The sequence below is a fragment of the Burkholderia sp. SR8 genome (assembly GCF_052851275.1).
On record NZ_JAULUC010000017.1, the window covers coordinates 1 to 23,090 of the forward strand.

A 23,090-nucleotide genomic window follows, 5' to 3' on the forward strand; every position below is an offset into this window, starting at 1 on the left:
GACCTGCGCGCGCACGCTCGTCAGCGTACGCGTCGCATCGAGATCGGAGATGAACGACTCGCGGCCGGCCATGAAGAGCCGGTGCGTTTCGTCCGCGGAATTGCGCGCCGATTCGTAGGCCGTGCGCAGCGCATCGGTGCGCTGCACGTCGGCTGCATACGTCGCGAGGCTCGACTGCGTTTCGCGCAACGCATTCAGCACGACGCCGTCGAAGTGCGCGAGCGCGCCGCCGGTCGCGGCTTCGGCTTCGCGCACGCGCGCGCGCTGGCCGTTGACCGGGAACGACCAGCTGATCAGCGGTCCGAACGACCAGCGATTCGTGGTGGACGAGAACAGGTCGGCAGCGACGCCCACCGAACCCGCCGACGCACCGATGCTGATCGACGGATACAGCGCGGCAGTCGCGACGCCGATCCGCGCGGTCGCGGCGGCGAGCTGACGCTCGGCCTCGCGCACGTCGGGGCGGCGTCGCAGCAGCGCCGCGCCGTCGCCGATCGGAATCGGCTGGCGCAGCTTCGGCAGCCGCTCGCATTCGAGGACTGCCTTCGGCAGGTCGGCCGGCGAGCGCGCGAGCAGCGCGGCGAGCTGGTATTGCGCGATCTTGCGCCGGCCTTCGAAACGCGGGATGTCGGCAGACAGCGTGCGCACCTGCGTGACGCCGCGCGTCACGTCGGTCTGGTTGCCGCGTCCGACATCGCGCAGCCGCTGCGACAGCTTCACGCGCTGCTGCTGCAGTGCGAGCGACTGCTTCGCGATCGCGAGTTCGTCGCCGGCGGAGCACGATTCGACGTACGCGCGCACGACATCGGCGACGGCGGTGATGCGCGCCAGGTCGGCGGCAGCCTGCACGGCTTCGCTGTCCGCGCGCGCAGCCTCGACGCCGCGCCGCAGCTTGCCGAACAGATCGAGTTCGTACGACACGCTGATGCCGACCGTGCCTTCGTTCACGACCGGCAGCTTGTTTTCGAGCAGATATTGCTCGGCCGATTCCTGTGCGCGCTGCACGGCCGCTTCCGCACGGCCGGAGAAGCCGCCCTGTTCGTTCGCGACTTCGAGCGCCGCGCGCGACCGCGCGAGGTTGGCCGCGGCGACGCGCAGGTCGGTGTTCGATTTCAGCGCGCTGCGCACGAGCGCGTCGAGCACCGGATCGTCATACAGCTGCCACCAGTTGCCGGGCACCGCATCGCGCGATACGAGCGCGCCATTTGCATCGTCGAGCGCATGGTTCGCGAGCGGCGCATTCACGTACGCCTGCTGCGGCAGCTTGTAGTCGGGACCGACGGATTTGCACGCGCCGAGGGCGAGCGCGAGCGGCGCGAGGGCCGCGGCGAGGCGCAGGCCGTGCCGGTTCATTGCGACGCTCCGGTCGCGCTGACGGCCGCCGGTGCGGAGGCCGACGCTGCCGCGGAAGCGCTGGCGGCCGGCCTGGCGTTGTCGTCGCGCCGCGTATCGGGCGCGCGCACCGCGACGGTCGCGGTGCGGCCGGCGATCAGCCGGAAGTCGTCGGGCACTTCGTCGAGCACGACGCGCACCGGCACGCGCTGCGCGAGCCGCACCCAGCTGAATGCGGGGTTCACGTTCGGCAGCAGGTTCGCACCCTGCGTGCGGTCGCGATCCTCGATCGCGGCGACGATGCTCTGCACGTGGCCGCGCAGCGGATGCGGCTCGCCCATCACGACGATGTCGACCGGCTGGCCGATATGGATGCCGCGCAGCTTGGTCTCCTCGAAGTAGCCGTCGACGCGGAACGAGTTGCGGTCGACGACCGACAGCACTGCGCGGCCGGCCGGCACGTATTCGCCGACGCGCGGCGCGCGATCGTTCAGGTAGCCGTCTACGGGACTCACGATGGTCGTGCGCTGCAGGTTCAGCTTCGCGGTGTCGAGCGACACCTGCGCATCGGCGACAGCGGCTTCGCCCTGCTCGACGCGCGTCCGGCTTTCCTCGACCTGTTCGCTCGCGACCAGATTGCCGAGCTGCACGTTGCGCGCATATTCGCGCTTCGCCTGGGCGAGCGTCGCGCGGCGCTGCGCGAGCGTCGCTTCGGCCAGCCGCTCGGCGAGCGCGTAGCGGGCCTGGTCGATCACGAACAGCACCTGGCCGCGCCTGACCTCCTGGTTGTCGGCGACCTGCACCGAGGTGATGAGGCCCGACACGTCGGGCGCGACCTGGATCACGTCGGCGCGCACGTGCCCGTCGCGTGTCCACGGCGAGAACATGTAGTAGTTGATGATCCGCCACAGCACGAGGGCGGCCACGACGACGACGATCAGGGTGAGCAGGATCTGCCCTGCCGAGAGCCAGGTTTTTTTCACGGTTAGCTAGCCACGAGATGGTGAGACACGATGACGACGGCGGCAAACACGAACACGTAGATGCCGAGGTCGAAGATCGAACGGTGCCAGACGAGGCGGTAAAAGCCGACGCGCTCGAGCAGCGCGCGCACGACGATGTTGATCAGGTAGGCGATCGGCATCAGCACGAGCGGAGCCGGCACGAATACGCCGAAGATGTCGATTTCGCCGATCATGGTCGCGGTCGGAAAGACGGGTTGGAAAGCGGGATCATGCGCGTGCTCCGTCCGGGGCAGCCTGCGGCGGTTGCGCGGACGCGGCCGGATACAGCGACAGCCGCAGGCCGACGAGCGCGTGCAGCGTGTCGCGCATCCGGCGGTGCGTCGCGGGCGCGGCCGGGGCGGCAGGCGCGGCGGGAGCCATGGAGCCGTCCGCCGGGACCGTCGACGTACCCGGCAGATTGCGGCCGGCCACGCGCCGCAGCGCGTCGTCGATCGACGCGAGCAGTGCCGGCGGCGCAGGCTGACGCGCGTTCGCGGCCGCGCAGCGCGTGTAGTGCTCGGTGACGCCGGCGAGCACGCGATCGATCGCGTCGGACACGTCGCCCGACAGCCGGCGGCGCGAGCGGCGCAGGTCGAGCGCGTTCAATGCGATGCGCAGGTCGCGGAAGCTCTCGATCGACGGATGGCGGTGATCGTCCGACGCGCCGAGCCGCGGCAGCAGTTGCGTGACGCGATCGAGCATGCGCGACGCGTGGTTGCGCTGATCGTCGAGCGGCTGCGTCGACGCGGAACGCGCGACGTCCTCCCAGCCGGAGCGCAGCAGGCGTCGCACCGCGAGCTCGGCGCCGAACGGACGCGTCGCGCGCGTCCACACGTACGCGAACAGCAGCCCGGCGACGCCGGCGAGGTTGCTGTTCAGGAACACGAAGAAATCGGCCTCGTAGGCGCTCTGGATGCTGACGAAGGTCGCGGTGTTCACCGCGACGAGCATCGTCACCATGTTGAACTGCGGCCGCGGCAGCAGCGTGCCGATCAGGATGAACGGGCCGGCGAACATCAGCACGAGCATCGGGAAGTCGTGCACGTGCGGCAGTACGGCGAACAGGTAGAGGCCCGCGAACACGACGCTCGCGGTGGTGGCGAGGAAGAACTTGAACACCAGCGGCGCGGGCTCGTCGAGCGCCGCGAAGAAGCTGCATGCGACGGCGACGAGCGTGACGGCGCCGGCACCGTCGTGCCAGCCGGACTCGATCCACAGCCAGCACGCGAACACGATTGCGCCGACCACGGTCAGCGTCGAGAACAGCATCATGCCGCGATCGAAGAAGCGCTCGGTGCCGCCGAGCCGCCAGTGCCGGTAGCGCGGCTGCCACACGCCGGACTCGTTCGCGATCAGCGCGCGCAGCGAGCGGCAGTCCTGCCAGATGTCGATGACCTGGCGCAGCCGCCACAGCGCGTTCGACAGCAGCGCGCCCTCCCAGCTCGCCAGCGCGCTGTCGGGCGGCTGCAGCGACGCGATGCGCTCGCGCAGGTCGTCCGCGACGGGGTCGTGGGCCGTTGCGCCGTCGGTGTCGGTCTTCAGGGACGGCAGCGGCGCGTCGAACCACTTCGCGGCGTCGGCGAGCAGCGCGTCGAGCGCAGGCGGGCGCACGTGCAGGTCGCGCATCAGCGCGATCAGCGGATCGGCGAGCGACGACATCAGCGGCAGGAACAGCTGCATCCGTCCCGCGAGCGCCTGCGCGCGAGCGAGCACGCGCGGGTGCGCGTGGTCGTAGCTCAGCTGGCTCAGCAGGAATTCGAGGCCGGTGATGGTCGCGGCGAGGCGCTGCCGGCATGCGGACAGCGCCTTGCCCGCGAGGTGGCCGGACAAGGTCTCGCGGCCGTAGAACGCGGCGTCCTTGAACCATGCATCGGTGCGCTCGATCAGCGTCGGCGCGAGCCGGTTCGGAAACACCGCGCTGCCGACCACGCTTGCGCACACGATGCCGAGCACGATCTCCTCGGTCCGCGCGATCGCGACGTCGAAGATCGTCGACGGATCGGTGACCGTCGGCAGCGCGACCAGCGGCATCGTGTAGCCGGCGAGCATGAACACGTAGCTGCGTGCGGTGCGATCGGAGATCGCGAGGTAGAGCAGCGTACCGCACCAGGTCGCGACGATGATGCTGAACAGGAACGGCGTTTCCACGAACGGCGGCACGAACAGGATCGCGGCCGCCGCGCCGAGTGCGGTGCCGAGCGCGCGATACAGCGCCTTCGAGCGCGTCGCGCCGACGAACGGGTTCGACACGATGTACACGCTCGCCATCGCCCAGTACGGACGCGGCAACTGGAAATACAGGCCGAGGTACAGCGCGAGCATCGACGCGGCGAACGTCTTGCCCGAGAACAGCCAGTCGCGAAGGCTCGGATAGGTCATGACGCGGAATCGGCGGGGCGGGCAGGGCGCGACGCCGGATGCTGCGCGTCGGCCGCGTTGAACGCGTTCAGCACGCGCAGCGTCGCTTCGAGATCGGCGCGCGTGACGCCCTTCAGAACCTGCGCGCGCAGCACGCGCAGGTCTTCTTCCATCTTCGCGGTGACGGCGCGGCCGGCGGCCGTCAGCGAGATCGTTTTCGCGCGGCGGTCGTGCGGATCCTCGTCGCGGCGCGCGAGGCCGGCCGCGCACAGCTGGTCGAGCAGGCGCACGAGCGACGGCCCTTCGATGCCGACGTGTTCGGCGAGCGTGCCCTGGCGCACGCCTTCGCCGAGGCGGCCGGCGATCAGCAGCGGCGTCGCGCAGGCTTCGGACACGTTGTATGCGGTCAGCACCGCGTCGCTCGTGCGCCGCCACTTGCGCGCGGTGAGCACCAGCTGGCTGCTGACGGCGAGGCGAAGATCGTGCAGATTGGTCATGGGCGAGATGATAGGGGCAAAACAATTCGATAGCAAACTATCGTTTTTGTCACCCGGGTGTCATCGCGCGGGCCGACGGCGCAGTCTTCAACGAGCCATTCAGGCGCCCGGCTTCCGGCCGGTCAAGCTGCAAGATCGTGAGCGCGCGGGGAGCCCGCTGCATCGCCGCATTGATGCGCAGCCGAGCGGCGGAAATCAGCGGGCCGACCATACCGGTCTGACCGCGGGCGCCCGGTGGCGGCGCGGCTGCAAGTCAAATGAAACGGGCTTCGATGGGTTCCGACGCGATGCGACCCCCGTCGCGATCGCTCCAGCACAGCCGCAGCCACAAGAATGAATGTATTGCGATGCTCTCCCCACCGTCCCGGTTCACACGCAATTGCACTAGAACAATAATTTCCGGGTGTCTTTCTGAGCGACCATGCGGAAGCAACGACGGAGACATCGAGATGGGACGGACCGAGGTATCGGCGCGCTGGCAGGACGCGATCGGCGCGGTGCACGGCATCGAGTCGAAATACAAGCGGCTCGTGAAGGCGATCGCCGCCGACATCGAGAGCGGCGCGCTCGCTCCGGGCGCACGGCTCGCGCCGCAGCGCGACGTCGCGTCGAGCCTGGGCGTCAGCGTGCAGACCGTCACCAATGCATACAAGGAACTCGAAAGACAGGGCCTGATCCGCTGCGAAGTCGGACGCGGCAGCTTCGTGGCCGCGCGCGTGACCGAGTCGATGTCGAACTACATCCTCGACACGACCGAGCGCGAACTCGTCGACTTCTCGATCGCGCGCATCGTGCACACGCCCGAGCACGATGCCGCGTGGCGCGCCGTCTGTGCGGCGCTCGCCGATACCGATGACCAGCCGTGGATCCGCTCGTTCCGGCCGATCGCGGGCCTCGATGCGCATCGCGAGGCCGGCGCCGCGTGGCTGGCCGCGCTGAACATGCCGGTTCATCCGGAATCGCTGCTGATCACGAATGGCGCCGCGCATGGGATCTTTCTCGCGCTCGCGTCGATCGTCGGGCCCGGAGACACCGTGCTGTGCGAGAGCCTGACCGATCACGGCGTGATCGGCTCCGCGAACGTACTCGGGTTTACGCTGAAGGGACTCGAAATGGACGAACACGGGATCCGTCCCGAACATTTCGAGGAAATGTGCGACAGCGAGAAGATCAGCGCGCTCGTCTGCACGCCGACCCTCAATAACCCGACGGTCTCGATGATGTCCGATTCGCGCCGCAAGTCGATCGCGCGGATCGCGTCGCGCTATGGCGTGTACGTGATCGAGGACGACGTGTACGGCCCGCTGCCCGCCAAGACGGCCACCCCGATCGCGAGCCTGATTCCGGATCTCGGCTTCTACTGCACGAGCATGACGAAGTCGGTGCTGACGGGCCTGCGCACCGGCTACCTCGCGATGCCGAGGCGGCTCGCGCTGCGCGTCGAGAGCGTGCTGCGCGTGAGCAGCTGGATGGCGACGTCGCCGATCGCGGAAATCGCGACGCGCTGGATCGCCGACGGCACCGCGCGACGTCTCGTCGAACTGCAGCGGCAGCGGCTCGCGGTGCGCCAGGACATGGTGAAGGCCGCGCTCGGCCCGTATGTGCTGGGTGCGCATCCGAACGCGCTGTCGGCATGGCTGCGCGTGCCCGACTACTGGCAGGCCGACCGGCTCGTGCGCGAATTGCGTACGCGCAAGATCGCGGTGACCTCGCCCGATCCGTTTCTCGTCGGCAGCACCGAGCGGCCGAACGCGGTGCGGGTGTGCATCGGCGCGGAGACGACGGATGCCGCGTGCAACGCGGCGCTCGAGACGATCGCGGGCGTGTTCGAGCAGTATCCGCACGTGCACGATTTTCATTGAAGCGACGCCGGCGTCGCGCACGCGACGCACAATGTATCAGGACATTCGAAAGCGCAATTTGGAACATTAGACTGGATCGCACCACATCAATGAGGCGTGCGTTCCATGTCCTTCCTGTCGCTGTCCGACGTCTACCGCGCGCGCCGCCGCATCGCCGGGCATGCGAGCGTCACGCCGCTCGTCGCATCCGCCGCGCTGTCCGCGCGCGTCGGTGCACCCGTCCACCTGAAACTCGAAACGCTGCAGCCGACCGGCAGCTTCAAGCTGCGCGGCGCGACCAATGCGCTCGCTGAACTCGCGACGCAGCGCGTGACGCGTGTCGTCACCGCGTCGACGGGCAATCACGGCCGCGCGGTCGCGCACGCGGCGCGCGCATTCGGCATCGACGCGGCGGTCTGCATGTCGTCGCTCGTGCCGGCGAACAAGGTCGACGCGGTCGCCGCGCTCGGCGCGCGGGTGGTGATCGCCGGCGACAGCCAGGACGATGCACAGGTCGAGGCGCGGCGCCTCGTGCGCGACGAAGGCTACGCGTACGTGCCGCCGTTCGACGATCCGCGGATCATCGCCGGGCAGGCGACGATCGGCGTCGAGATTCTCGAGGCGCTGCCCGACGCGGGCACGCTCGTCGTGCCGCTGTCGGGCGGCGGGCTGTTCAGCGGCGTTGCGTTCGCCGCGAAGGCGATCCGGCCGTCGATCGAGGTGATCGGCGTGTCGATGACGCGCGGCGCCGCAATGCATGCGAGCCTCGCGGCCGGCCGCCCGGTCGACGTCGACGAACAACCGACGCTCGCCGATTCGCTCGGCGGCGGCATCGGCCTGGACAACCGCTACACGTTCGACATGACGCGCGCGCTGGCCGACGACGTCGTGCTGCTCGACGAGCCGGCGATCGCGCGCGGCATCGCGCATGCGTATCGCGAAGAGCGTCTCGTCGTGGAAGGCGCGGGCGCGGTCGGCATCGCCGCACTGCTCGACGAACGGATCGCGCGCCGCGATCGCGACGGCCCGATCGTCGTGGTGGTGAGCGGCGCGAACATCGACATGGCCGTGCATCGCCGGCTCGTTTCGGAGAACTGACATGACCCATCCCGTCACACTGCTCGGACAGACGCAACTGCGCGCGCTGGTCCCGCTCGATCTGGCCGCAATCGACCAGGTCGAGGCCGCATTCGCGTCGCTCGCGACCGACGCGGTGGTCATGCCGCCGATCCTGAATCTCGCGCTGCCCGCGCGTCATGGCGAAGTCGACGTGAAGACCGCATACTTGCCGCGCTTCGACAGCTTCGCGATCAAGGTGAGCCCCGGCTTCTTCGACAACCCGTCGCTCGGGCTGCCGAGCCTGAACGGGCTGATGCTGGTGCTGTCCGCGCGCACGGGCCTGACCGAAGCCGTGCTGCTCGACAACGGTTACCTGACGGCCGTGCGCACCGCAGCGGCTGGCGCGGTCGCCGCGCGCCGGCTCGCGCGCGCCGATGCGCGCCGCGCGGCGATCGTCGGCGCGGGCGAACAGGCGCGGCTGCAGCTCGATGCGCTGATGCTCGTGCGCGACATCACGCATGTGACGGTCTGGGCGCGCGATGCGGAACGTGCCGCGCGATTCGCGGCCGACGTGCGCGAAGCGCACGGAATCGACGCGGTCGTCGCGCGCTCGGTGCACGCGGCGCTCGCCGATGCGGACGTCGCGGTGACGACCACGCCGAGCCGCGAGCCGCTCGTGCACGCCGAGGATCTGCATCCGGGGCTGCACGTGACGGCAATGGGCTCCGATGCCGACTACAAGACCGAGCTCGCGCCGTCGGTGTTCGGCGCCGCGCGCTACTTCTGCGACCGGCTGCAGCAGACCCGCGTGGCCGGCGAACTCGCGCATGCGATCGCGGCCGGTGCGGTGCCGGCCGATGCCGTGTTCCCTGAACTCGGCCAGGTCATCGCCGGGCAGCGCGACGGCCGCACGCATCGCGACGACATCACGATCTGCGACCTGACCGGTACCGGCGCGCAGGACACCGCCATTGCCGTGCTCGCACTGCAGCGCGCCCGCGCGGCAGAGGTGGGCACGATTTTCCACAACGACCTCACGACTTGAGAGGAGACAGATGGCCGCAGTCATCGAAACCCACGAAGCCGTGCCGCGTCTCGCGTTCGAGCGCAGCGAATACGCTGCGCGCATCGCGAAGACGCGCACGGCGATGCAGCGGGCTGGCATCGACCTGCTGATCGTCACCGACCCGACCAACATGGCCTGGCTCACCGGCTACGACGGCTGGTCGTTCTACGTGCACCAGTGCGTGCTGCTGCCGATGGACGGCGAGCCCGTCTGGTACGGGCGCGGCCAGGACGCGAACGGCGCGAAGCGCACCGTGTTCATGGCGCACGACAACATCGTCGGCTACCCCGATCACTACGTGCAGTCGACGGCCCGTCACCCGATGGACTACCTGTCGACCGAGGTGATTGCCGCGCGCGGCTGGAGCACGCTGCGCATCGGCGTCGAGCTCGACAACTACTACTTCAGCGCGGCGGCCTACGCGTCGCTGCAGAAGCATCTGCCGGCCGCCCGCTGGGTCGATGCGACGGCGCTCGTGAACTGGCAGCGCGCGGTGAAGTCGCCGCGCGAGATCGAGTACATGCGTGTCGCCGCGCGAATCGTCGAGCGCATGCATGCGCACATCGTCGATACGATCGAACCGGGCATGAAGAAGAGCGACCTGGTCGCGCAGATCTACGCGACCGGGATCGGCGGCGCCGACGGCTATGGCGGCGACTATCCGGCGATCGTTCCGCTGCTGCCGACCGGCGCCGACGCGGCGGCACCGCACCTGACCTGGGACGACTCGGTGTTCGCGCGCGGCGCAGGCACGTTCTTCGAGATTGCGGGTTGCTACCGCCGCTATCACTGCCCGCTGTCGCGCACCGTCTATCTCGGCAAGCCGCCCGCGCACTTCATCGAAGGCGAGCGTGCAGTGGTCGAGGGGATCGAGGCGGGGCTCGCGGCCGCGAAGCCGGGCAACGTGTGCGAGGACATCGCGAACGCATTCTTCGCGGTGCTGCGCCGCGCGGGCATCGACAAGGACAGCCGCTGCGGCTATCCGATCGGCGCGAGCTATCCGCCGGACTGGGGCGAGCGCACGATGAGCCTGCGTCCGGGCGACCGCACGGTGCTCGAACCCGGCATGACGTTCCATTTCATGCCGGGGCTGTGGCTCGACGACTGGGGGCTGGAGATCACGGAAAGCATCCTGATCACCGAGACCGGCGTCGAGACGTTCTGCAACGTGCCGCGCAAGCTGTTCGTGAAGGAGTAGGACGATGCGTGCTTCTCCGATTACGCCGACCGTCGATTTCGACGCGGACGGCGAACAGCATGGCTTCCTGAAGCTGCCTTACTCGCGCGACGATTCCGCGTGGGGCGCGATCATGATTCCGGTGACCGTCGTGAAGCGCGGCGACGGGCCGACGGTGTTGCTGACCGGCGGCAATCACGGCGACGAATACGAGGGGCCGGTTGCATTGTCGAAGCTCGCCGGTTCGCTGAAGGCGGCCGACGTGACCGGCCGCGTGATCGTCGTGCCGTTCATGAACTACCCGGCGTTTCGGGCCGGCTGCCGCACGTCGCCGATCGACGCCGGCAACCTGAACCGCAGCTTTCCCGGGCGGCCGGACGGCACCGTCACCGAGAAGATCGCCGATTACTTCCAGCGGCATCTGCTGCCGCTCGCGACGCACGTGCTCGACATCCATGCGGGCGGCCGCACGCTCGATTTCGTGCCGTTCGCGGCGATCCACGTGCTGGAGAATCGCGATCAGGAAGCGCGCTGCGAGCGCGCGATGCGCGCGTTCGGCGCGCCGTACTCGATGCGCATGCTCGAGCTCGACAGCGTGGGCCTGTTCGACACCGCGGCCGAGGAAGCCGGCAAGGTGTTCGTGTCGACCGAGCTCGGCGGCGGCGGCTCGTCCACTGCCGCGAGCGTCGCGATCGCCGAGCGCGGCGTGTACGGATTTCTCGCGCATGCGGGCGTGATCGCGAAGGACGTGGTCGACGGCAGCGCGCCGCGCACGACGACGCTGCTCGACATGCCGGACGGCTCGTGCTTCACGACGAGCGAGCATCGCGGGCTGCTCGAGATGTGCCGCGATCTCGGCAGCGAGGTCGACGCCGGCGACGTGCTTGCGCGCGTGCACGACATCGACCGCACGGGCGTCGCGCCGGTCGAATACGTCGCGCGGCGGCGCGGGCTGCTCGCGGCCCGGCACTTCCCGGGCATCGTGCAGGCCGGCGACACGATCGCGGTGGTCGCCGACATCGTCGAGCGCAACATTCCGGTGACCGTATAAGGACGCGCACGCCGTGATCAAGCTCGACCGATACGACCTGGCGATCCTGCGGATTCTCGAGCGCGACGGACGCATCACGAAGTCGAAGCTCGCGGAGGCCGTGAACCTGTCGATCTCGCCTGCGTGGGAGCGCGTGCGCAAGCTCGAGGAAAGCGGCGTGATCCGCGGCTATCGGGCGGACGTCGACTGGATCGGCGCGTTCTCGGGCAGCCGCATCGTCGTCGAGGTGACGCTGTCGCGTCATACCGCGCCCGACATGCGGCGCTTCGAGGAGCGCGTGAGCGCGGCGCCCGAAGTCGCGCAGTGCTATGCGACGGGCGGCGGCGTCGACTACGTGCTGCACGTGGTCGCGCGCGACATCGACCACTACCAGCGCTTCATCGACGCGTTGCTGATGGACGACCTCGGCATCGAGCGCTACTTCACGTACATCGTGACGAAGGTCGTGAAGTGCGAATCCGGCGGCGCGCCGGACTGGCTCTGAAACTTCGCGCGAACGCGCGGCAATACGGAAAAAACCGCAAGAAGCGGGCGCCGAAACCGAAATTTCCGCGCCCGCCGGCACGACAGAATGAAGCTCGTGCCCACCCAAACGAGGAGACGCAGGATGTTGCCCGGACACCCCGTTCTGTTCAAGTCGACGTGTTACGTCGACGGTCGCTGGATCCACAGCGACAGTGCCGCGACGGTCGCCGTCGTGAACCCCGCCGACCAGGCCGTGATCGGCCACGTGCCGATGCTCGAGCGCGCGCAGATCGTCGGCGCCGTCGATGCCGCGCAGCGCGCGTTCGGCGCGTGGCGCTGGACGCCGCAGTCCGTGCGCAGTGCCGCGCTGCTGCGCTGGCATGCGCTGATCCTGCGGCATCTCGACGATCTCGCCGCGCTGCTGTCGCTCGAGCAGGGCAAGCCGCTTGCCGAATCGCGCGGCGAGATCCGCTATGCGGCGAGCTTCGTCGAATGGTTCGCGAACGAGGCGAAACGTGTCGCGGGCCGCACGATCCCGACGCATATCGACGGCGCGCAGCTCGGCACGGTGATGGAGCCGGTCGGCGTCGCGGCGCTGATCACGCCGTGGAATTTCCCGGTGGCGATGATCACGCGCAAGGCCGCGGCCGCGATCGCGGTGGGCTGCACGGTGGTCGTGAAGCCGGCGCACGAGACGCCGTTCTCGGCGCTCGCGCTCGCGCAGCTGGCCGACGAGGCCGGCTTCCCGGCCGGCGTGTTCAACGTCGTGCTCGGCGAACCGCAGATGGCGATGGAAACGCTCGTCGGCGATGCGCGCGTGCGCGCGGTGAGCTTCACCGGATCGACGCGCGTCGGGCGGCTCGTCACCGAGACGGCCGCGAAGGCCGGCATTCGCAAGATCGCGCTTGAACTGGGCGGCAACGCGCCGTTCATCGTGACCGAGGACGCGGATCTCGATCAGGCGGTGCAAATCGCCGTCGGCGCGAAGTTCCAGACGTCCGGCCAGGACTGCTGCGCGGCGAACCGGATCTTCGTCGCACGGCCGCGCTATGAGGCGTTCGTCAGCCGTTACGCGCGCGCGGTGCGCGAACTGAAGACGGGCCCCGCGTTCGAGCCGGGCGTCGACGTCGGCCCGCTGATGCACCAGGCCGCGTTCGATGCGACGGCGGCGCGTGTCGACGATGCACGCGCACGCGGTGCACGGATCGTCGCGGGCGGCCGGCCGCACGCGCTCGGCGGCTGGTTCTACGAACCGACCGTGATCGCGGATGCGGCACCCGGCATGCGCGTGTACGACGAGGAAAACTTCGCGCCGATTTCGGCCGTGTGTGCTTTCGACACGCTGGACGAAGTCGTCGAAAAGGCCAACGGCACCGAGTACGGGCTTGCCGCGTACGTGTGCGCGACGCGCATCGACACGATCTTCCAGCTGGTGCGGCGGCTCGACTTCGCGATGGTGTCGGTCAACGGCGTGAAATTCACCGGTGCGCCGATTCCGTTCGGCGGAATGAAGGCATCGGGCCTCGGGCGCGAAGGCGGCAGCGAAGGCTTCGAACCGTTCACCGAAACCAAATACTTTTGCCTCGGCAATCTCGGCCTGCCCGTCGCGGCGTCGGCCTGACCCAATCAAAGGAGTTCATCATGAAACAATCGATCGACGCACTGCTGCGCGAGGACCGCGCCCACTTCATGCACCCGTCGACGCACGCGTACGACCACGAGAGTGGCGCGCTGCCGGGCAAGATCGTGCGCGGCGCCGAAGGCATCCGCATCGAGGATCACCAGGGCAAGCGCTATATCGACGCGTTCGCCGGCCTCTATTGCGTGAACATCGGCTACGGCCGCACCGAAGTGGCCGACGCGATGTACGAGCAGGCGAAGCAGCTCGCGTATTACCACACGTATGTCGGCCACTCGTCGGACGCGATCATCGAGCTGTCGTCGCGCATCATCGACTGGGCGCCGGCCGGGATGAAGAAGGTCTATTACGGGATGTCCGGTTCCGACGCGAACGAGACGCAGGTCAAGATCGTCTGGTACTACAACAACGTGCTCGGCCGCCCGAACAAGAAGAAGATCATCTCGCGCGAGCGCGGCTATCACGGCTCGGGCATCGTGACGGGCAGCCTCACGGGCCTGCCGAGCTTCCATCAGCATTTCGACCTGCCGATCGATCGCGTGAAGCACACCGTGTGTCCGCACTGGTATCGGAAGGCGCCGGCCGGCATGAACGAAACGCAGTTCGTCGCGTACTGCGTCGACGAACTCGAGAAGCTGATCGCGCGCGAAGGCGCCGACACGATCGCCGCATTCATCGCGGAACCGGTGATGGGCACGGGCGGCATCATCGAGCCGCCGGTCGGCTACTGGCCCGCGATCCAGGCCGTGCTGCGCAAGCACGACATCCTGCTGATCTCCGATGAAGTCGTCTGCGGGTTCGGGCGTCTCGGCTCGAAGATGGGCGCGCAGCACTTCGGGATCGAACCCGACCTGATCACGGTCGCGAAGGGGCTGACGAGCGCATACGCGCCGCTGTCGGGCGTGATCGTCGGCGAGAAGGTGTGGGACGTGATCGCGCGCGGCTCGCAGGAACACGGGCCGATGGGGCATGGCTGGACGTATTCGGGCCACCCGGTGTGCGCGGCCGCCGCGCTCGCGAACCTCGCGATTCTCGAACGCGAGAACCTGGTCGGCAACGCGGCGGAAGTGGGCGCGTATTTCGGCGCGAAGCTGCGCGACGTATTCGGCGCGCATCCGCTCGTCGGCGAGGTGCGCAGCGTCGGGATGCTCGCCGCGCTCGAGTTCATGGCCGACAAGGACGCGCGCACGCCGTTCGACCCGGCGCTGAAGATCGGCGCGCAGGTATCGGCCGCGGCGCTGCAGCGCGGCGTGATCGCCCGCGCGATGCCGCACGGCGACATTCTCGGCTTTGCGCCGCCGCTCGTGATGACGCGTGCGGAAGCGGACGAGATCGTCGGGATCGTGAAGGAAGCGGTGGACGAAGTCGCGGAGCGCAATCTTTCGGCGGTCGCATGAGTGTCCCGCGGTTCTGAGGCGCGCGCAGGCGCATGATATGACGCCGCCGCACGAAAGTGCGGCGGCGTTTTTTGCAGTTGTTCGTTCGCGCGTTCGGGTAGCCGCGCGGCATTGCTTCTCGTGCGAACGCTTCGATATTCTTCAGCGCTGAAGCGAGTCCAGCAACTTGTCGAACGGATCAACCTGTGCCATCAGGCCTTCGTTGAGGCCATCGATTGCATGTCGAAGATCGCTTTCCAACGATTCGATTGACGAATAGCTGTATGGGTCGTCGGACTGCTTCCAGTTGACATGTTGGCGGAGAACGGCATCATACGTGTCGCTCCTGAACATGACGATGTCGCCGATGACTCTGCGCGTGTACGCGTGGCGAGCGCCCGGCGTGACATAACCTGTTCCGACGCGCACGAACAAAACCGCATCGCTCCCTTGGTAGGGCGTGCCGCTTGCCTGCCAGAGGCGGTGCCCGTCCGGTTTGATCGTGGGCAGACCCGGCGATGACGCATCGACCTCCTTTACGGTGAAGCCGTGGTTTCGCAGAACCGCTTCAATACTGTCGGTGAAGCGCCGGTTGAGCCCCGTATCTCCTAATTGGGCCGTCACGAGGTCGTTGAGCGATGTCGGCGAGTCGTTGTCGTGCTTGTTGAGCCCGGCGTTGACGGCGCCCGCGACGGCTCCCGTTGCCAGCGCGCCGACGACGCCGGCACCTGGAATTGGAACCGGGATGTGAATGGGGCCCGACGGGCCGAATGCGATGTACACCGCTTTGCCGGGATAGACGACCGTCACGGTCCTGACCGCGGCCAGTTTTTCACGGTCGACTTCGGACGTCGTATCGCTCGCATGGCTCGCGATGGAAATCAGGAGCATCAGCGCGGCGATGCTTCGTTTGTTCAATAACATGTGCGTTCTATCTCCACGCCTGTTCGTTGGCCAAATATTTGCCGGACGCACGGGTTATCGGATCATTGGCGAAAAGCTTGAGCGGCGCCCACGGGACTGGCGAGCAACTCGAAGCGCCCCTCGGCCTCGGCGCGAGAACCGGAACGGGCATGTGCGACGTTGCGCAACGGGCCGGACAGGATCCTCGACCACGGGCAGCGACGCGTTCACCCGGCGGACCGGCGGAACAACTGACGCAGCGACAACGCGTGCAGCAGGATCGAGCTTGGCACCACGAATGCCGGGGTCAGCACATCCGGATAAGCGCCGGCGCCGATGCTTGGCACGTTCGGAACGATCAGCTGGAACCGGCCCGGCGAAGTGATCAACCCCAGGCTGATTGCAATGGCGAAGTCCGCGAGGCCGAAGATGTTCCAGATGATCGCCGCTTTCCGGCCCTGCGCCGTGCCGGCTGCAACCGCGATTGCCGCCGGTATGGCGAACACCCCGGTCAGCACATCGCCGATTCCCGCCGGCAACGCAAACACGCCGGGCATCACCCCACGCAGCCACGCAGCGAGCGCCCAACTGCCGAATACGCGGTAAAGCTGAATGGCGACGAGCCAGGTCACCGGCATCGCATCGAGCACCTGCCCCACCCGCTTCGACAACAGCAACAGGGGTGCACCGATCAGCACCGGTAGAACGATCGCCAACGGCAGCAACGGCGCCGATGAAGGCAAGGTGTTCGCGCGGAAGACGCCGTTGATGGCGGCGCTCCAGGCCACAGCGAACCAAAGCGTGTAGGGGATCGTGACCGCAAGCCAGGTCGTGCGGCGTTGGCTCGGCGTCAGGTCGGTGCTGTCGAGGCCGAGCCATAAGCCGACCGCGATGACCGCATGGGCCGTCAGTTGGTGAGCGGTGGTCGGAACGCCGCTGGCGGGGATGATCGGCTGCCAGTAGATCAAGCCGATCCACAGGACCGTCAGCGGCGTGATCCAGAGCAAGCCCCGCCAAGGAAGACGCGGCGGGACGATACCGGCGGGAACAGCGGCAGAAGTCATGATCGGCACTCCGTGTGATTGCTGGACTGAGTCGAAGCGGCCTCGAACACCGCAGTGAGGATACCGAGTCGGCCTTCCATGAGATTGCGTCCGAGGTTGGCGACAAGCTGCGGGAAGTCCGGCCCCAGCACCACGCCAAGATTTGGCGAGGGCGGCGGCCCGGACGCGCGCAGTTGGGTGCTCCAGGCTTTTGCGGCGTCGGTATCGTCTTGCGACGCCAACGTGCGGAAACCTGCTTGCTCGATTGCATCGCGTGTTGCTTCGGCCGTCAGGAGAAAGCTCGTGGCCGGGGTTCGCGCCCAGGGAACGGGATAGTGCAGTTCGCTGCCGGTTGCGACGGCGTCGAACGTCGCAAATTTGCCGCCGGGCTTCAGCACGCGGCGGATCTCTCGGTAAAGCCGAGCGCGATCGGCAATGTTCATCGCCACATGCTGCAACAACACGACATCGAAGCGGCTGTCGTCGAAGGGGAGTTCCAGCGCGTTGGCGGCCTGGAACGATACCTGTTCGCTCTGCCCGGTGCGCCGGGTGAGATAGCGAGCGGCTTCCACGAACGGTTCGCTGAGGTCGATACCCGTCACCCGGCAGCCATGGGCAGCAGCGAGAAAACGGGCCGGCCCGCCGACGCCCGAACCGACGTCCAGCACCGACAGGTCGGCGCGGATCCCGGCCAGCCCGGCCAGTTCGGCGGTGGCAGCCATCCCGCGGGTGTGAAACTGGTCGACGGGGGCCAATTGCTGCGGTGTGAGCGGCTGATTCTCCGGTCCAAGGACCGCGAGTGCGACTTTCAGCCGTTCGGTCAGGCCAGTCGCGCGATAGTGATCGCGTATGCCATCGAGCGCGTCGTTCATTGCGATTTCCTCCACGGTCTTCAGCGGATTGTTCGGGACTGGCGAGTCGGGATCGGCGCACCGCCTCATCCGCAGGCGTAGGTGTACCATGGCGCTTACCGAGCGACTATTCATCACAATGTTGACGGGCCATGAAGCAGAACTTCACAGTGAGGCAGGGTGCGCTCGATGGTGTGGAGGTGTTCCTCAGCGTTGCCCGGCATCGCAGTTTTCGCCGGGCAGCCGCCGAACTCGGCGTGACGCCGTCGGCCGTCAGCCAGGTGGTGCGTGCGCTTGAAGCGCGCATTGGCGCAGCGCTCTTCATTCGCACCACACGCAGTGTCGGTCTGACGGAAGCCGGCGAACGGTTTCTGTCGCGTGCGAAGCCCGCCTTCGAAGAACTGGTCGCCGCCGGTGAGGTTGCGCGCGAACTCGGCCAGCGGCCCGTCGGATTGTTGCGTCTCTCAGTGCCGCGCGCGGTGGTGCCGATCCTGCTGGAACCGCTGATTGCATCCTTCTGCAAGGCTTATCCCGAGGTCGAAGTGGAGATCGCCGCGAGCGAGGAGCTGATCGATCTTGCGGCGCAAGGGTTCGACGCCGGCATCCGGCTCGGTCAGTTCGTCGCCGCCGACATGGTCGCGGTGCCGTTGACGCCCCCGTTTCGGCTCATCGTCGTCGGCAGCCCTGCCTACTTCGCATGCCGAAGCCATCCCGAACACATAGAGGATCTGCGCGAACATGCATGTCTGCGATGGCGGCGATCCAACGGCGCGCTCGCCCCGTGGTCATTCAACGACGACGGCCGCGCGCTCGAGGTCGTCGTATCGGGTCCGCTCATCGCGCATGATTTCCCTACCATGCTGGGTTCGGCGGTCGAAGGCCTGGGCCTTGCCCAGTTGCCCGGGCCAATGGCCGCCGAAGGGCTGAGAACGGGAAAACTGGTGCAGGTGCTGGAGCCGTTCGCGCCGGTGATACCCGGTGTGTGTCTCTACTATCCAGGCCGTCGGCAGATCATGCCGAAGCTGCGTACGTTCATCGATCACGTGAAGAGCTACGCGGCGCGCCAGGGTAAAGGCCAGGCCGGCCCTGACGACGCTGGGCATGCAGGATCGACGAAAGGAGGATGACGTTTGCCTTCATGGGGCCGTCAGCGCTGCGAACGAGCATCGAGCCGCCATCGTGACTGGATCGGCATCGACGAACGCAGCGCCGCTGACCAGTTCAACCCCACCCGGGCATCGAGGTCCGTGGTCCGGGCGAAGCAGTCGCTCGGATCAGCGCGTTGTCGCGATGGCGAACGGTTGCTGCTCGCCGAACAGCGCCATTCAGTCCATGGTTTCGACTGGGTTGCGAACAGTCCGATTTCACGCCCGCGCCTGTTCGTCGATGCGCGCAGCGCCGTCGACCGTGCATACGTCCGGCTCGAGCGCCGGCGCAACCGCGCTGCGCCCGCCGCGCCCGCCGCGTCCCCGCCCGAAACGCACATCGCCCGCCTCCGTTGCCGGAAGGCGGGCGATGCGAAGGATGCCGTTTATGGGAAGCCGGACGCGCTTCGTCGCGAATGCGTCAGCCCGGTTGCCCCGGTACCGTGTCGCCGCGCAGCGAGCATCCGCGCGTCTCGATCACCGCCGACAGCGCGACCAGCCCGACCGCGCACGCCGCCATCATGTAGTACGCGGGAATCATCGTGTTGCCGGTCTTGCCGATCAGCCAGTCGTTGACGATCGGCGCGGTGCCGCCGAACAGCGACGTCGACACGTTGTACGCGATCGCCATGCCCGCATACCGCACGTGGGTCGGGAACATCGCGGGGAACATCGCCGAAATGGTCGCCAGCTGCGGCACGTACAGCAGCCCGAGCACCGCGAAGCCGACGAATGCGCCGAGCACGCCGTGCGTCATCAGCGTGAACATCGGCACGGCCGCGACGAACAGCCCGACGAGCGAGATCAACCACATCGCCTTGCGGCCGACGCGATCCGACAGCCAGCCGGCGAACGGCAGCAGCACCATCATCGCGAGCATGCCGATCAGCGGAATCAGCAGCGACATGTTCTCGCTGACGCCGAGTTCCTTGTGCATGTAGGTCGGCATGTACGCGAGCAGCACGTAGTTGACGACGTTCAGCGCGACGACCAGCCCGCCGAGCAGCAGCAGCGGCCGCGCATAGCGCACCAGCAACTGCCCGATCGGCAGCGCGGTCGGCGCGGCCTGCTCGCGACGGTGCGCCTGTTCCTCGAGTTCGCGGAACACCGGCGTTTCCTCGAGCCGCGAGCGCAGGTAGAAACCGATCAACCCGAGCGGCGCCGCGACGAGGAACGGCAGGCGCCAGCCCCACGCATGCATCGAGGAATCGCCGAGCAGCAGCGCAAATCCGAGCATCAGCAGCGCACCGAGCGAGAAGCCCGCGAGCGTCGCGAATTCGAGGAAGCTGCCGCACAGGCCGCGCCGCGAATCCGGCGCGTATTCGGCGATGAAGGTCGCCGCGCCGCCGTACTCGCCGCCGGTCGAGAAGCCCTGGATCATGCGCAGCACGATCAACGCCGCGGGCGCGAGCCAGCCTGCGCTCGCGTAGGTCGGCAGCAAGCCGACGAGCAACGTTGCGCCTGACATCGTGAGGACGGTCAGCGCGAGCACGCGCTTGCGGCCGAGACGGTCGCCGAGCGGGCCCCAGAACAGCCCGCCGAGCGGGCGGATCAGGAACGAGATCGCGAAGGTGCCGAGCGCGAACAGCGTCGCACTGGCCGTGTTGCCGGGAAACAGCGCCGCGGAAATGTACGCGAGTCCGTACGCGTAAATGCCGTAATCGAACCATTCGGTCGCATTGCCGAGGGCGGCAGCCGCGATCGCGACGCGCGGCAGGCTGTGCGGCTCGTCGCCGCGGGAAGCCGTCTCGTCCGGAACGGACGCGGCGGCGGAAACGGAAGTCCACGATGGCACGTAACGCATGAGGGGTCCTCGCTATCAGCATGCGCCCGGATGGGCGCCGACGAGGATCAAAGTAATCCCGCCAATTAGCGATGCCCGATGTCATAGGACGATGTGGAGATCGGGGTTTTCCCGCGCCATGGGCGAGGCCGGCAGGGCCGTGCCCGGCCTGCCGCGGCGCCGGTCCGCGAACACCTGTAAGCTGCGCGCAGCCACGCAGCGTTTCTCGGGCAGTGCCGCGCGTGGCGCCCCCATTTTTCGCAACTCATCAGGAGCGCATATCGTGGCGACCTACATCGTCTTTACACGGGAAAGCACGCAGGACCAGCGTGAGCTCGACATTTACGGAAGCAAGGTCGGCGCGACCCTTGCCGGCCATCCGGTGAAGGTGCTCGCCGCATATGGGCAGCAGGAGATCCTCGAGGGTGAAGGCCCGGAAGGCGTCGTGATCGTCGAGTTCCCGTCGAAGGAGGCCGCGCACGCGTGGTATCACGGCCCCGAATACCAGACGGTCGTCCAGCACCGGTTCAAGGGCGCGCGCTATCGCGCGGTGCTGGTCGAGGGCGTCTGAGCGCAGGCGCGCGCGCGCTTTACTCGATGTGCGGCAGCAGCGCCCGCAGCCAGCACGCGACGGCCACCGCACCGCCGTCCGGCGTGCCGATCGCGCGCTCGCCGAGATAACTCGCGCGGCCCGCGCGCGGCGTCATGCCGGCCGTCTGCTGCGCGCCGCGTTCCGCGGCTTGCACCGCTGCGGCCCACGCGCTCGCGTGGTCGCGGTCGTCGTCGAGCGCATGGTCGAACGCATCGGCGGCCGGTATCAGCGCGTCGAGCATCGTGCGATCGCCGGCGCGTGCGCCGCCCAGCTCGGCGATCGCATCCACCGCGCTGCGAAACGCCGCGGCCCAGTCGCGCGCCGACGGCTCGGCAGTCCCGGCGAGGCGCCGCGACGCGCGCAGCAGCGCGGTCGCATAGAACGGTCCCGAGCTGCCTGCGATCGCGCGGCGCAATGCTGCGCCGAGCGCCGCCAGCGCACCGGCCGGCGTGCCGAATGCGGCTTCCGGCAACGCGAGGATCGCCTGCGCGGCACGGTGCATGCTCGCGCCGAGATCGCCGTCGCCGGCGGCCGTGTCGAGTTCGGTCAGCGTCGCTTCGTTGTCGATCAGCGCTTGCGCGACCGCCTGCAGCGCCGGCTGCAACCGGGCCGCCCATGCGCGCCCGGCCGCATCGAGCGGCGGCAGCGGCGTGTCCGCGGCCGCCGCGGCCGCCACGCGAATCCGTTCGTTGACGGCGCCGCCGCCCGGCCATGCACGCGCCTGCGTCGGTGCGTCGAGCAGCGCGGCGCGTTCGTCGTTCAGGCGCAGCAGCGAGATCGAACAGCCGGGCATGTTCAGCGCGGACAGGAACGTGCCGGCCCATGCGCGTGCGACGATCATGCCGCGCCGGCTCAGGTTGTCGTACGCGGCGCGCAGTACGATCGCCAGTTCCATGTCCGGCGTCGCGCCGAGGCCGTTGAGGAGCAGCGCGACGCGCTCGCCGCGATCGAGCACGAGATCGGCGACGATGCTCGACAGCAGCGTGTCGACGAGCGCGTCGGCCGGCAGCGGCGCGGTGCGTTCGACGCCCTTTTCACCGTGGATGCCGAGGCCGAGCTCGATTTCGTGAGCGCCGAGACTGAAGCCGGACCTGTCGGCGCCGGGAATCGTGCAGCCATCGAGCGCGACGCCCATCGTGCCGAGTTCGGCGGCCGCGTCGCGCGCGATGGCCGCGACGCGGGCGAGCGGCAGCCCGCGCGCGGCGGCCGCGCCGGCCAGCTTGTGGATCAGCACGGTGCCGGCGATCCCGCGCCGCTGGCCGCGTTCGACGCGGCCGCGCAGCGAGACGTCGTCGGCGACGATCACCGTCTCGACCGGAATGCCTTCGGCGCGCGCGAGTTCGGCGGCCAGCCCGAAATTGAGACGGTCGCCGGTGTAGTTCTTCACGACGAGCAGTGCGCCGTTCGGGCCGGCGCTCGCGCGGATCGCGGCCAGCACCGCATCGGTCGACGGCGACGTGAACACCTCGCCGCACACGGCCGCGCTGAGCATCCCTTCGCCGACGTAACCGCCGTGCGCGGGCTCGTGGCCGCTGCCGCCGCCGGACAGGATCGCGACGGGGCGTTGCGACGGCTCGGGCAGCGGCTGGCGGACGAGCACGTGCTCGTTGCCGAGGATCGCGAGATGCGGCGATTGCCGCGCGATGCCTTCGAGCATTTCGCGCACGACATCGGACGGGCGGTTCACGAGCTGTTTCATGGCGACGGTTTCCTGACGGTGGGGTGCCGGCACGCGTGCGGCGCGGGCCGGCAACACGGTGAAGAGCAGGCGGTGCGGCCAGCATACGGCGCCGCGCACGCCGACGTTACGTAACATCGAAGCATTCGTAGCACGAATGTAACCAAAACGACGGCGCTCATGGGGCCGGCAACGCGTAGAACCGGATAGCGGGGATGCGGCGCATGCGC

Annotated in this window: 21 protein-coding genes; 10 read left to right on the top strand and 11 right to left on the bottom strand. The window is 68.2% G+C overall.

Going from position 1 to position 23,090, the window contains the following annotated elements; translation table 11 throughout:
• From Q3A80_RS20965 to Q3A80_RS20990, 6 genes are all read right to left on the bottom strand, one after another.
• A partial coding sequence (locus Q3A80_RS20965; RefSeq protein ID WP_446330801.1) for an efflux transporter outer membrane subunit occupies positions 1 to 1,353 on the bottom strand: 1,353 nt, incomplete at its 3' end.
• Positions 1,350 to 2,315 (bottom strand): efflux RND transporter periplasmic adaptor subunit, encoded by a 966-nt coding sequence (locus Q3A80_RS20970; RefSeq protein ID WP_446330802.1) that lies wholly within the window; start codon positions 2,313 to 2,315, stop codon positions 1,350 to 1,352. The genes Q3A80_RS20965 and Q3A80_RS20970, both read right to left, overlap by 4 nt.
• A 2-nt stretch (positions 2,316 to 2,317) precedes the next feature.
• A complete protein-coding gene (locus tag Q3A80_RS20975; protein ID WP_446330803.1) occupies positions 2,318 to 2,530 on the bottom strand; it encodes a DUF1656 domain-containing protein in 213 nt (70 codons plus the stop codon).
• 34 nt (positions 2,531 to 2,564) lie between these two features.
• A complete protein-coding gene (locus Q3A80_RS20980) occupies positions 2,565 to 4,715 on the bottom strand; it encodes an FUSC family protein (protein WP_446330804.1) in 2,151 nt (716 codons plus the stop codon).
• Positions 4,712 to 5,191 (bottom strand): MarR family winged helix-turn-helix transcriptional regulator, encoded by a 480-nt coding sequence (locus Q3A80_RS20985; protein WP_446330805.1) that lies wholly within the window; start codon positions 5,189 to 5,191, stop codon positions 4,712 to 4,714. The genes Q3A80_RS20980 and Q3A80_RS20985 overlap by 4 nt, the downstream gene beginning before the upstream one ends.
• 49 nt (positions 5,192 to 5,240) lie before the next feature.
• Positions 5,241 to 5,402 (bottom strand): hypothetical protein, encoded by a 162-nt coding sequence (locus tag Q3A80_RS20990; RefSeq protein ID WP_446330806.1) that lies wholly within the window; start codon positions 5,400 to 5,402, stop codon positions 5,241 to 5,243.
• 238 nt (positions 5,403 to 5,640) lie between these two features.
• Between Q3A80_RS20990 and ehuR the strand changes: the two genes are divergently transcribed.
• From ehuR to Q3A80_RS21030, 8 genes are all read left to right on the top strand, one after another.
• Entirely contained in the window at positions 5,641 to 7,053 is a 1,413-nt protein-coding gene (gene ehuR, locus Q3A80_RS20995) for a MocR-like ectoine utilization transcription factor EhuR (RefSeq protein ID WP_446330807.1), read from the top strand.
• Positions 7,054 to 7,158: 105 nt separating this feature from the next.
• Positions 7,159 to 8,130: a hydroxyectoine utilization dehydratase EutB gene (eutB, locus tag Q3A80_RS21000; protein ID WP_446330808.1), complete on the top strand. Its 972-nt coding sequence runs from the start codon at positions 7,159 to 7,161 to the stop codon at positions 8,128 to 8,130.
• 1 nt (position 8,131) lies between these two features.
• The gene (locus Q3A80_RS21005) at positions 8,132 to 9,136 is read left to right on the top strand and encodes a cyclodeaminase (protein WP_446330809.1); all 1,005 of its coding nucleotides are present in this window, start codon (positions 8,132 to 8,134) and stop codon (positions 9,134 to 9,136) included.
• Between the two features lie 10 nt (positions 9,137 to 9,146).
• Complete coding sequence (gene doeA, locus Q3A80_RS21010; protein WP_446330810.1) at positions 9,147 to 10,355, top strand: ectoine hydrolase DoeA; 1,209 nt, start codon at positions 9,147 to 9,149, stop codon at positions 10,353 to 10,355.
• A 4-nt stretch (positions 10,356 to 10,359) separates the two neighbouring features.
• Complete coding sequence (gene doeB, locus Q3A80_RS21015; RefSeq protein ID WP_446330811.1) at positions 10,360 to 11,385, top strand: N(2)-acetyl-L-2,4-diaminobutanoate deacetylase DoeB; 1,026 nt, start codon at positions 10,360 to 10,362, stop codon at positions 11,383 to 11,385.
• A gap of 13 nt (positions 11,386 to 11,398) precedes the next feature.
• Positions 11,399 to 11,869 carry an Lrp/AsnC family transcriptional regulator gene (locus Q3A80_RS21020; protein ID WP_446330812.1) on the top strand — a complete coding sequence of 157 codons (471 nt, stop codon included), beginning with the start codon at positions 11,399 to 11,401 and terminating at the stop codon, positions 11,867 to 11,869.
• A 123-nt stretch (positions 11,870 to 11,992) separates the two neighbouring features.
• Complete coding sequence (locus Q3A80_RS21025) at positions 11,993 to 13,471, top strand: NAD-dependent succinate-semialdehyde dehydrogenase (protein WP_446330813.1); 1,479 nt, start codon at positions 11,993 to 11,995, stop codon at positions 13,469 to 13,471.
• 20 nt (positions 13,472 to 13,491) lie between these two features.
• Complete coding sequence (locus tag Q3A80_RS21030; protein WP_446330814.1) at positions 13,492 to 14,886, top strand: aminotransferase; 1,395 nt, start codon at positions 13,492 to 13,494, stop codon at positions 14,884 to 14,886.
• Positions 14,887 to 15,027: 141 nt separating this feature from the next.
• Here Q3A80_RS21030 and Q3A80_RS21035 read toward each other — a convergent pair whose 3' ends face one another.
• From Q3A80_RS21035 to Q3A80_RS21045, 3 genes are all read right to left on the bottom strand, one after another.
• A complete protein-coding gene (locus Q3A80_RS21035) occupies positions 15,028 to 15,789 on the bottom strand; it encodes a hypothetical protein (protein WP_446330815.1) in 762 nt (253 codons plus the stop codon).
• 206 nt (positions 15,790 to 15,995) lie between these two features.
• Entirely contained in the window at positions 15,996 to 16,832 is an 837-nt protein-coding gene (locus Q3A80_RS21040) for an MFS transporter (protein WP_446330816.1), read from the bottom strand.
• Positions 16,829 to 17,683 carry a class I SAM-dependent methyltransferase gene (locus tag Q3A80_RS21045; protein ID WP_446330817.1) on the bottom strand — a complete coding sequence of 285 codons (855 nt, stop codon included), beginning with the start codon at positions 17,681 to 17,683 and terminating at the stop codon, positions 16,829 to 16,831. Before Q3A80_RS21045 ends, Q3A80_RS21040 begins: the two co-directional genes overlap by 4 nt.
• A 131-nt stretch (positions 17,684 to 17,814) precedes the next feature.
• Here Q3A80_RS21045 and Q3A80_RS21050 point away from each other — a divergent pair, with 131 nt between their 5' ends.
• Positions 17,815 to 18,789 carry a LysR substrate-binding domain-containing protein gene (locus Q3A80_RS21050; RefSeq protein WP_446330818.1) on the top strand — a complete coding sequence of 325 codons (975 nt, stop codon included), beginning with the start codon at positions 17,815 to 17,817 and terminating at the stop codon, positions 18,787 to 18,789.
• A 439-nt stretch (positions 18,790 to 19,228) separates the two neighbouring features.
• On the opposite strand, the gene Q3A80_RS21055 is transcribed toward Q3A80_RS21050, so the two are convergent.
• Positions 19,229 to 20,611: an MFS transporter gene (locus tag Q3A80_RS21055; RefSeq protein ID WP_446330819.1), complete on the bottom strand. Its 1,383-nt coding sequence runs from the start codon at positions 20,609 to 20,611 to the stop codon at positions 19,229 to 19,231.
• 262 nt (positions 20,612 to 20,873) lie between these two features.
• On the opposite strand from Q3A80_RS21055, the gene Q3A80_RS21060 reads away from it, so the two are divergent.
• On the top strand, positions 20,874 to 21,161 hold the full coding sequence (locus tag Q3A80_RS21060) for a DUF1330 domain-containing protein (RefSeq protein ID WP_446330820.1): 288 nt from the start codon (positions 20,874 to 20,876) through the stop codon (positions 21,159 to 21,161).
• A gap of 19 nt (positions 21,162 to 21,180) precedes the next feature.
• Here the strand turns inward: Q3A80_RS21060 and Q3A80_RS21065 are convergent, their stop codons facing one another.
• Positions 21,181 to 22,881, bottom strand: a complete 1,701-nt coding sequence (locus Q3A80_RS21065) for a dihydroxyacetone kinase family protein (RefSeq protein ID WP_446330821.1) — start codon at positions 22,879 to 22,881, stop codon at positions 21,181 to 21,183.
• Positions 22,882 to 23,090: the final 209 nt, after the last annotated feature.